The organism is Aeromonas sp. S11(2024), from assembly GCF_041402345.1.
Taxonomy (GTDB): Bacteria; Pseudomonadota; Gammaproteobacteria; order Enterobacterales; family Aeromonadaceae; genus Aeromonas; species Aeromonas veronii.
Window position 1 is genome coordinate 43,026 of the sequence record NZ_JBGLRC010000030.1, and the last position, 9,652, is coordinate 52,677.

The 9,652-nt window shown below is 60.1% G+C and carries 7 protein-coding genes and 1 pseudogene; 5 read left to right on the plus strand and 3 right to left on the minus strand.

Annotated features, from left to right (window positions below):
• The first annotated feature begins 207 nt into the window (after positions 1 to 207).
• The 3 genes from xdhA to xdhC are packed head-to-tail and all read left to right on the plus strand — an operon-like array spanning position 208 to position 3,879.
• Positions 208 to 2,526 (plus strand): xanthine dehydrogenase molybdenum-binding subunit XdhA, encoded by a 2,319-nt coding sequence (gene xdhA, locus ACB040_RS18200; protein ID WP_371155891.1) that lies wholly within the window; start codon positions 208 to 210, stop codon positions 2,524 to 2,526.
• Entirely contained in the window at positions 2,519 to 3,397 is an 879-nt protein-coding gene (gene xdhB / locus ACB040_RS18205; RefSeq protein ID WP_371155889.1) for a xanthine dehydrogenase FAD-binding subunit XdhB, read from the plus strand. The genes xdhA and xdhB overlap by 8 nt, the downstream gene beginning before the upstream one ends.
• The gene (xdhC, locus tag ACB040_RS18210) at positions 3,394 to 3,879 is read left to right on the plus strand and encodes a xanthine dehydrogenase iron sulfur-binding subunit XdhC (RefSeq protein ID WP_069527525.1); all 486 of its coding nucleotides are present in this window, start codon (positions 3,394 to 3,396) and stop codon (positions 3,877 to 3,879) included. The genes xdhB and xdhC overlap by 4 nt, the downstream gene beginning before the upstream one ends.
• A 117-nt stretch (positions 3,880 to 3,996) precedes the next feature.
• Here xdhC and ACB040_RS18215 read toward each other — a convergent pair whose 3' ends face one another.
• Entirely contained in the window at positions 3,997 to 4,536 is a 540-nt protein-coding gene (locus tag ACB040_RS18215; protein ID WP_371155887.1) for a glycine zipper 2TM domain-containing protein, read from the minus strand.
• A 503-nt stretch (positions 4,537 to 5,039) separates the two neighbouring features.
• On the opposite strand from ACB040_RS18215, the gene ACB040_RS18220 reads away from it, so the two are divergent.
• Both ACB040_RS18220 and ACB040_RS18225 read left to right on the plus strand, forming a co-directional pair.
• Positions 5,040 to 5,228: a hypothetical protein gene (locus tag ACB040_RS18220; protein WP_005345660.1), complete on the plus strand. Its 189-nt coding sequence runs from the start codon at positions 5,040 to 5,042 to the stop codon at positions 5,226 to 5,228.
• Between the two features lie 237 nt (positions 5,229 to 5,465).
• On the plus strand, positions 5,466 to 7,088 hold the full coding sequence (locus tag ACB040_RS18225) for an acyl-CoA synthetase (protein WP_371155884.1): 1,623 nt from the start codon (positions 5,466 to 5,468) through the stop codon (positions 7,086 to 7,088).
• An 87-nt stretch (positions 7,089 to 7,175) separates the two neighbouring features.
• Here the strand turns inward: ACB040_RS18225 and ACB040_RS18230 are convergent, their stop codons facing one another.
• Positions 7,176 to 8,465, minus strand: a complete 1,290-nt coding sequence (locus ACB040_RS18230; protein WP_371155882.1) for a diguanylate cyclase — start codon at positions 8,463 to 8,465, stop codon at positions 7,176 to 7,178.
• A 306-nt stretch (positions 8,466 to 8,771) separates the two neighbouring features.
• A pseudogene (locus tag ACB040_RS18235) lies at positions 8,772 to 9,652 on the minus strand (IS3 family transposase); the annotation flags it as partial.

A 9,652-nucleotide genomic window follows, 5' to 3' on the forward strand; every position in this document is an offset into this window, starting at 1 on the left:
TCCTCGCTCTGCCGCTTTTTTCACCGCTGATGTGCCCCGTTTGCTCAGGGGTTGCCCCTGGCTTGTCGCTTCGGGCCAACAAAAGCGGGCTAGATGGGATCCCCTTCACACTTCTCCCCATTGTCCTGACGATGGCGGGAAACAGGCGCATATCTTGCTGTTTTTTATGCCGGTTCCAGATTTTTCCCTTCGAAAAAGGACTTGCATATGTCCATAGGATTACCGCTCAAGCGGGTGGATGCCGAGGCCAAGGTGACCGGCAGCGCCCGCTATACCGATGACAACATCATGCTCGGGATGCGCCACGCCAAGTACGTGCGAAGCAATATTGCCCATGGCAAGGTGCTTGCCATCGATGCGACCGAGGCGCTGGCCCTGCACGGGGTTGAAGCCGTGTTTACCCATGAAGATGTCCCTACCACCTGTTTTCGCACCGCCGGTCACGCCTGGTCCCTCGATGAGGCGAAACGGGATGTGAAAGACCGCCGCCTGCTCACCGACCATGTACGCCACTTTGGCGATGGGGTCGCCATAGTCGTAGCCCGTGATCCGCTGGTGGCCGAGAAGGCTGCCGCGCTGGTCAAGGTGACCTACGAACCGCTGCCGGTGATGACGGATGCCGAAAGTGCGCTGGCCGACGATGCCTATCCCATCCACCCGAGCGGCAATCTGCTGCGCCAAAGTCAGCTTCGCGCCAATGACCCGGAGCAGGCCATTGCGGCGGCAGATCTGCAGTTTCAGGCGCACTACCGGACGCCTGTGGTGCAGCACTGCCATCTGGAGACAGTGACCTGCTACGCCTACATGGATCAACCGGACCACATCATCGTCGTCAGCAGCACCCAGATCCCCCAGATAGTGCGCAGCCGGGTGGCCAAATCCCTCGGTCTGCCCTGGTCCAGCGTGCGGGTGATCAAGCCCTATATGGGCGGCGGTTTTGGCAACAAGCAGGATGTGCTGGAAGAGCCGATGGCGGCGTTTTTGAGCTACAAGCTCGGCGGCGTGCCGGTCAAGGTGACTCTGAGCCGGGAGGAGTGCTTTTTTGCCTCCCGCACCCGCCACGGCTTTGCCATTGATGGCAAGATGGGCCTCAACCGCGATGGCATCCTCAAGGGCTATCAGCTCGACGTGCTCTCCAACACCGGCGGCTATGCCTCTCACGGCCACTCCATCGCCAGCGCCGGTGGCAACAAGATCAGCTACCTCTATCCGCGCAGCGCCTTCGGTTATGACGCCAAGACCTTCTACAGCAACCTGCCCACCGCCGGTGCCATGCGCGGTTACGGCGCGCCGCAGGTGATTTTTGCCCTCGAGTGCATGCTGGATGACGCCTGCGCCGAACTCGGGCTAGACCCGCTCGATGTGCGGATCGCCAACGTGGCGCGGGAAGGGGATGTCAATCAGGTCAACCAGAAGACCATCTACAGCGCCGGGTTGCCCGACTGCCTGCTGCGTGGTCGCGAGATGTTCGAGTGGGATCGGCTCAAGGCCGAGTGTCTGGGGCAGGATCCTGCAAGCCGGGTGCGGCGTGGCATCGGGGTGGCCTGTTTCAGCTACGGCTCCAACACCTATCCGGTGGGGGTCGAAATTGCCGGCGCCCGCATGCTGCTCAATCAGGATGGCACCGTCAATCTGCAGATCGGCGCCACCGAGATAGGGCAGGGATCGGATACCGTCTTTGCCCAGATGGCAGCCCAGACGTTGGGCATTCCGTTTGAGCAGATCCGGGTCATTTCGACCCAGGATACCGACATTACCGCCTATGATCCGGGCTCGTTCGCCTCGCGCCAGAGCTATGTGGCGGCGCCTGCCATCCATCAGGCGGCGCTGCAACTGCGGGCCCGCATTTTGTCGCTGGCGGCCCAGCTCTGTCATCAGGATGTAGGATCCCTCACCCTGATCGACGGCTACGTGGTGCTGGCTGGCGCACCGGACAAGGTACTGATCAGCGTCGCCGAAGTGTCGGTCAACGCCTACTACCACCTCACTATCGGCGGTCAGATCACCTCCGAGGTCTCCCACAAGACCACCACCAACCCGCCGAGTTTCGGCTGCACCTTTGTCGATCTCAGCGTCGATATCGATCTCTGCAAGGTGACCATCAATCGCATCATTAACCTGCACGATGCGGGCAAGATCCTCAACCCGCAGCTGGCAGAGGGGCAGGTGCATGGCGGCATGGGGATGGGGATCGGCTGGTCCCTGTTCGAGGAGATGATCATCGACGCCAAGACCGGCGTGGTGCGCAACCCTAACCTGCTCGACTACAAGTTCCCCACCATGTTGGATTTGCCGGAGCTGGAATGCGACTTCGTGCAGACCTACGAGCCCCAGTCGGTCTATGGCCACAAATCCCTGGGTGAACCACCCATTATCTCGCCGGGCCCGGCCATCCGTAACGCCATTCGCATGGCGACCGGCGTCGCCATCAACGAGCTGCCCATCACCCCCAAGACCCTGTTCCGGGAGTTTGTCGCTGCGGGTCTGATTGGCGAGGGAGCAGGGGAGGAGCAACACCATGTTTGATATTGCCCGTTACTACAAGGCGCACAGCGTGGCCGAGGCGGTTGTCCTGCGTCAGGCTGACCCCGAGGCACGCCTGCTGGCCGGTGGCACCGATGTGATGATCCAGCTGCATCACCTCAACGCCGCCTATCGCCATATCGTCGATATTCACGACTTGCCCGAACTCAAAGGGGTAAGCGAGTTGCCTGATGGGACGATCCGCATCGGCTCTGGCACCACCTTTACCGAGCTCATCGAAAACGAACTGGTGCAGCGCCGCCTGCCGATGCTGGCCGAGGCGGCCGCTACCATCGCCGGCCCGCAGATCCGCAACGTCGCCACCTATGGCGGCAACATCTGCAACGGCGCCACCAGTGCCGACTCGGCGGCGCCTACCGTCGCGCTGGAGGCCGAGCTTGAAATTGCGGGCCCCGATGGTACGCGCCGCATCCCCATCGCCGGTTTTCATACCGGCCCTGGCAAGGTGGCGCTGCAACCTGCGGAGATCCTGGTGGCGTTTCATTTCGCCCCGGATACTCACCCCCAGGTGGGCTCCCACTACTTCAAATACGCCATGCGCGATGCCATGGATATCGCCACCATCGGCTGCGCCGCCTACTGCCAGATTGAGGATGGTCACTTCAAGAATTTGCGGCTGGCCTATGGGGTGGCGGCCCCAACGCCGGTGCGCACGCCTCACGCAGAAGCTGCGGCCGAGGGGCAACCGCTGACTCGCGCCACACTGGCCGCCATTGCCGAGGCGGTGGTGGCCGATGTGGCGCCACGATCCTCCTGGCGGGCGGAGAAGGAGTTTCGCCTGCACCTCATCAAAACCCTGGCGCAGCGGGTGGTCGCCTGCGCAGTCGAACGTGCCGGAGGGAAGATCCTATGATGCAACCGCAAAGCTGTCCCGCCGTGGAGATCCAGTGCGAGATCAACGGCAAGCCTTACTCCTATGCAGTGCCGCCCACCATGTCGCTGCTCCACTTCCTGCGCGGGCAGGGGCTGATCAGTGTGAAAGAGGGGTGCAGTGTCGGTGAGTGCGGCGCCTGTACCGTGCGGGTGGATGGCACTGCCATCGACAGCTGCCTCTATCTGGCGGTGTGGGCCGATGGCAAATCCATTCGTACCGTGGAGGGGGAACGCAAAGGTAACGAGCTCTCCGACGTGCAGCAGGCCTTTATCGACGAGGGGGCGGTGCAGTGCGGTTTTTGCACCCCGGGCCTCGTGATGGCGAGCGCAGCATTGCTCGACAAGACCGAGCGCCGTCCGCTGACTGAGGCGGAGATCCGCCGCGGGCTGTCGGGCAACCTCTGCCGCTGCACCGGGTATCAGAACGTGGTGCGGGCGGTGAAGAAGTGCTGCAAAGGGTGATAGTTCGGGAGCCGTGAGTGGTGCGTGCCGTTGTTTGAAAAAAGGAAATCAAGCCGCCCAAAAACACAGGCCCGCCTCGAAAGAGGCGGGCCTGCTGCTGAGTAGCGCCAAGAGAAATCACACTTTTGGCTGGTCGATCACCAATTTGCCTTCCTTGACCGGAATGGTGGCGCCGGGGGCTTGCTTCATGCGGATCACCCCCTCCTGACCGGCCAGGCGATAGGTCACGTCATAACCAATGGTGTTGACGCTCGTATCCTGCACGGTTTTGCAGCGCTGCTCGGTGGTGGTGTAGGTATCGCCCGCCTGCATATTGCCCTGCACCTGATTACCGGCATAACCACCCGCGACAGCCCCGGCTGCGGTGGCCACCTTCTTGCCGCTGCCGCCGCCAAACTGGTGGCCAACCACCCCACCCAGCGCTGCGCCCACCACGGTACCGAGGATCTTGTGTTCATCCTGTACCGGCTTGCGGTGGGTCACGGTGACGTTGCGACACTCCTGTCGGGGAGTCTTGATGCTCTCGGTGACCGGCTTGCTGGCGATCACCTCGGCAAAGGTGGGCTGGGGTGTAAAGAGGGAGCCGCTGGCCGCCGCCGAGAGTGCCAGGGCCGAGGCGATGCCAATACCGATACCTGCCATCATGGATCTGTTCATCTTATGGTTCTCCTGCATACCCATACGGGCTGTTCCAATCTGGCGCCATCTTGTCATAACTGGTTGGCCGGACAAGGCGAGGGGGATGGGCCTGCGACAGGCGCTGGCAAGGTCAAAAAATAGCCACCATGGAAAAGTGTCTGGCTTTGGCGACAACGGACTAAAAGTGACCGGTTTCCGACGTGTGGTGAACTTAGCAAGTGTGATAAGGAGCAATTCGAGTCGCAATTTGCAAGGCGGGCGGTGAGCAGCATGCCAGAGTGACAAGGCGTGGACGGGGGCAGGTCAAGGGAGAGGTCTTGAACGGGCACTCTGTTTGTTGAGATGGCCACGCAAGTGGTTGATAAATGGCTCCAGCCCCATCGGATGTTGGCCGATAAGAGATTACGGCAAGCATTTTGCTTTGATTGGGTGAAGCAGAGGGTGAACGGGTCGGCAGACAACTGCGTAAGACCTGATATGAAGATGTTCACCCGAGATCACCGGATCAACGAGGGGGAGATATGTCAATGTTACCCAGCTGGATCACCCCGGCCATCCAGGCCAACATCATCACGGTGCAGCAGGCCGAACGTCTGCTCTCATCCCTCTACCGGCCCCTGGCCGAGCAGGGAGAGGAGCTTCCCGCCGATATCGCCGACATCAGCCTCAAGCTCTACTGCTTCCGCCAGCAGGGGCGGGTACGCCACTAACGATGATTGAGGTAAAGCCTTCGCCATTGGCGGAGGCTATTCGCTTGCCCGTACTCGCACCGAATACCTTTTCCGCTCTTCCTCTAAGACGTTTTGCTAATACCTGCCGCCGCAGGCTCACTGTTAGGCTGTCATCCCCATAAGAGACCAGTGACGGGCAGGATGCCCATGTCGCTTCCTGGCCTCTGAATCATCCCGGAACAGCCCGTTTTGTGCCACATGTGAGGAAGGAATCCGATGACAGTGCAGAACATCTATGAGCGCGACCTTGCCAAAACCGCCGCCAATTTCGAGGCCCTGACCCCCATCAGCTTTCTGGGGCGGGCGGAGCGGGTCTATCCCGACTATCCGGCGCTGAGCCACGGCCCGCTGCGCCAGAGCTGGGGCGAGACCGCCCGCCGTTGCCGCCAGTTGGCCTCGGCCTTGCGGCTTAGCGGCATCGGGGAGGGGGATACCGTCTCCATCGTTGCGCCCAATATTCCGGCGATGTTTGAAGCGCACTTCGGGGTGCCCATGAGCGGCGCCGTGCTCAACACCATCAATACCCGGCTCGATGCCGAGTCGATGGCCTTTATCTTCCAGCATGCCCAGAGCAAGGTGGTGCTGGTGGACAGGGAGTTTGGCCCTGTGGTGCGCAAGGCGCTGGATCTGCTGGAGAGCCAGCCGCTGGTCATCGCCATCGACGATCCCCTCTACCGGGAGGGGGCGCTTGTCAGTGAACTGACCTATGAGGCCTTTATTGCCACTGGTAACGGTGATGAACCCGGCTGGTTGCCGCAAGATGAGTGGCAGGCCATCTCCCTTAACTACACCTCCGGCACTACCGGCAACCCCAAGGGGGTGGTCTATCACCATCGCGGCGCCCACCTCAACGCCATCAACAACGTGCTCTCCTGGGAGCTGCCCAAACATCCCGTCTATCTCTGGACCTTGCCGATGTTTCACTGCAACGGCTGGTGCTTCCCCTGGACGCTAGCTGCCACCGCCGGGGTGAGCGTCTGCCTGCGCCATGTGCAGGCAGACGCTATTTATGAGGCGCTGCACGAGCACAGGGTGAGCCATTTTTGCGCGGCGCCCATCGTGCTCAATATGCTCAACAATGCCGATCCGGCGCTCAAGCGGGGGCTGGATCACCCCATCAAGGTGATGACCGCTGGCGCTGCGCCGCCCGCCACCGTGATCGCCGGTATGGAAGCGATGGGGATCGCCGTGACCCACGTCTATGGCCTGACCGAAACCTATGGCCCCTGCGTGTTGTGCGAGCCGCAAAGAAGTTGGCAAGGGCAGGATGCCACGGCGCTCTCCCGCCTCAAGGCGCGCCAGGGTGTTGCGTCGCCTCTGCAGGGGGAGATGCGGGTTATCAACCCGGTCAGTGGCGAACCGGTGGCCAAAGATGGCAAAACCATGGGGGAGATAGTGCTGCGCGGTAATGTGGTGATGAAGGGGTATCTGAAAAATCCGGCGGCCAGCGCCGATGCGATGGCGGAGGGGTGGTTTCGCAGTGGCGATCTGGCGGTATGGCACCCGGACGGTTATGTGGAGATCAAGGACAGATCCAAGGACATCATCATCTCCGGCGGGGAGAATATCTCCAGTCTGGAGGTGGAAGATGTGCTCTATCGTCATCCCGATGTGGATGAAGCGGCGGTGATCGCCATGCCCGATGAGAAGTGGGGGGAGGTGCCCTGCGCCTTCGTGAAACTGAAGGAGGGGCGAGAGACCACCCAGGCGGAGTTGATCGCCTTTTGCCGGGAGCAGATGGCCCACTTCAAGGCCCCCAAACGTATCATCTTCACCCCGTTGCCCAAGACCTCGACCGGCAAGGTGCAAAAATTCGTGCTGCGCAAACAGCTGGGGTAGCCGCCTGTTCGTAAGGAACCAGCACAGACTTTCATAGAAGGGAGAAACGAGGGAGCATGGAGGGCTGCTGGCCCTCCCATTGTATGGCTAGGGGGTCTTGCAGGCGACGCAGTTGCGGCCGCTCTGTTTGGCTTGATAGAGCATCTGATCGGCGCGGGCGTAGAGGCTCTCCATCAGCTCCCCTTCGCCATTTTCCACCAGTCCGGCGCTGATGGTGATGACCAGCTTATCCCCATCGGGCAGGGGCAGCGGGCTTTGCATCACCTGCAGGCGCAGCCGCTCGGCCAGAGATGCGGCGGCCAAGAGGGTGGTGTTGGGCAGCAAGATGGCAAACTCGTCACCGCCGATGCGGGCCAGCACATCTTCGCTGCGCAGCACCGATTGCATCACCCTGCCCAGATGCACCAGCGCGCTATCCCCAAGGGGATGACCGAAGCGATCGTTAATGCACTTGAACTGATCCACATCCAGTACCATCAGCACCGAGGTGAGGTGGTGGCGCATGTCCAGACTGAGGTTCTTCTCGCACATCTCGAAAAAGAAACGGCGGTTGTAGAGACCGGTGAGGCCATCGCGCACCGACTGCTGGTGCAGCTGCTCCTTGAGCTGGTGCAGTTCGGTAATGTCGGAGGAGATACCGATCAGGGTGGGAGTGCCATCCCCCAGCAGAAAGGGGACCTTGACCGACCAGTAGTAGTGTTGATTTCCCTCGGGATCGGTCAGCATCTCTTCCCCGGCTTGCAGCTCGCCGGTTTCGAATACCCGGTTGTCCAGTCGCCACAGCTGGCAGGCGCTGGCAGCCGGGATCACCTCATCATCGCGCCGGTTGATGATCTGCTCGGCAGGAAGGCCCAGCAGATCGGCGACCTTTTGGTTGACGTAGAGAAAGCGGTGCCGGCTGTCCTTCATATAGATATGGGCATCCACGTTGGCGAGGATGATTTCCAGCAGTTGATGCTGCTCCGCCATGCGGGCCTCAATCAGCTTGTGTTCGGTGATATCGGTGGAGATGCCGCACAGGCCGATCAGGTTGCCATCCTTGTCATGGATGGGCTTTTTAACGGTCCAGTAGCAGCGCTTTTCCCCGGTGGATTTGAGGTAGTTGATCTCCTCCTGGGCGATGGCGACTTGCTGCTCCAGTACCAACCGGTCGTTGCGTTGAATGGTGTCGGAGAATTCGAGATCAAAAAAGGCCCGATCATCCTGCCCCTGCAACTCGGCGAGGGTGCAGCCAAAGAGATCCAGCACCGCCTGATTGGCATAGGTGTAACGGCCCGCCAGATCCTTGGTAAACATGTAGGCGTCCGTCTCGTTGAAGATGGCTTTGAGGTGATCCAGCTCATGCTGTAACTGGATAGAGAAGGGTTCATCCTTCATGGGGCTAGCCATCCTTGGGTCGCTACGATGGGTCGGTTGAACAAGACGCGCAACAGAGATCAACAGCTTTAAATAAAGCACCGAACAGGTCAGGTTTCGCGTTTATTTCCGCAAGTTCTGCGCCATGTCACACGGTTGTCATCGTTGGTGTGGTCAAAGGAAATCAACTGAGTCCGTGGCTATGCAGATAACCGTCCCACCTATATCGGCCCGGCATCGTGGGCCAGCAGCAGAGTAATTGCCCGGCAGTCAAATACGCCAGCCAGAGCGGCAGAAAGGGTAACAAACAGGTCTTTAATGTAGTGGTCAACTAAATCCGGACACTTGGTTAGGCCGTTCTTCGGCTTTTGCTGGCGGTATCCCGTTATTGTGTTGATGTGGACGCAGCCAGTTGTAGTGATCCATCAGGTAATAACTGATATCCCGCTTTGCTTCCCGCAAGCTCATATATCCCATAGCCGGGAGCCACTGCTTCTGAACAACCGTTCCATCGGGGCGTTATCCCAGCAGTTGCCACGCCGACTCATACTCTGGGTCATGCGATAGCGCCACACTCGTTGCCGAAATGCCCTACTGCCATATTGGCTGCCCTGGTCAGAGTGAAATAGCACACCGGATGGGCAACCCCGCTGCTGATAGGCCATCTCCAGGGCTTTGATTGCCAATTCTGCATCAGGTTTATCAGACATCGCCCAGCCCACGACCCGCCGAGTGTGCAGGTCAAGCACCGCTGCCAGGTAATGCCAGCGACCACCGGCCCAGACGTAGGTGATATCGCCCCACCACACCTGATTGGGTTGCTGGACATCAAATTCGCGAGCCAGCAGATTGGGTATGTCCGGTCGTTCAGACTGTGCCACCTGATAGCGATTAGCGCCCAGTTGCTTGGATACCAGACCGGCTTCATTCATCAGGTTACGTACTTTGAATCGACCAATCTGATACCCCAACTCCCGCATCATCGACATCAAGGCGCGGCTGCCCGCTGAGTTCCGGCTTTCTTTGAACAAACGGCGCAACTCACAGCGCTGTTGCATGCGCTCACGGTTAATCGTCCGCCTGCGAGCCAGATAATCGTAAAAACAGGAGGTGGGAACATCGAAGGCGCAGCAGACCAGAGTGATGGGGGCTTGCTCCCTTAATCGGTCTATCAGCGCGTACGTGTGAACTCGTCCGCCATCAAGAGA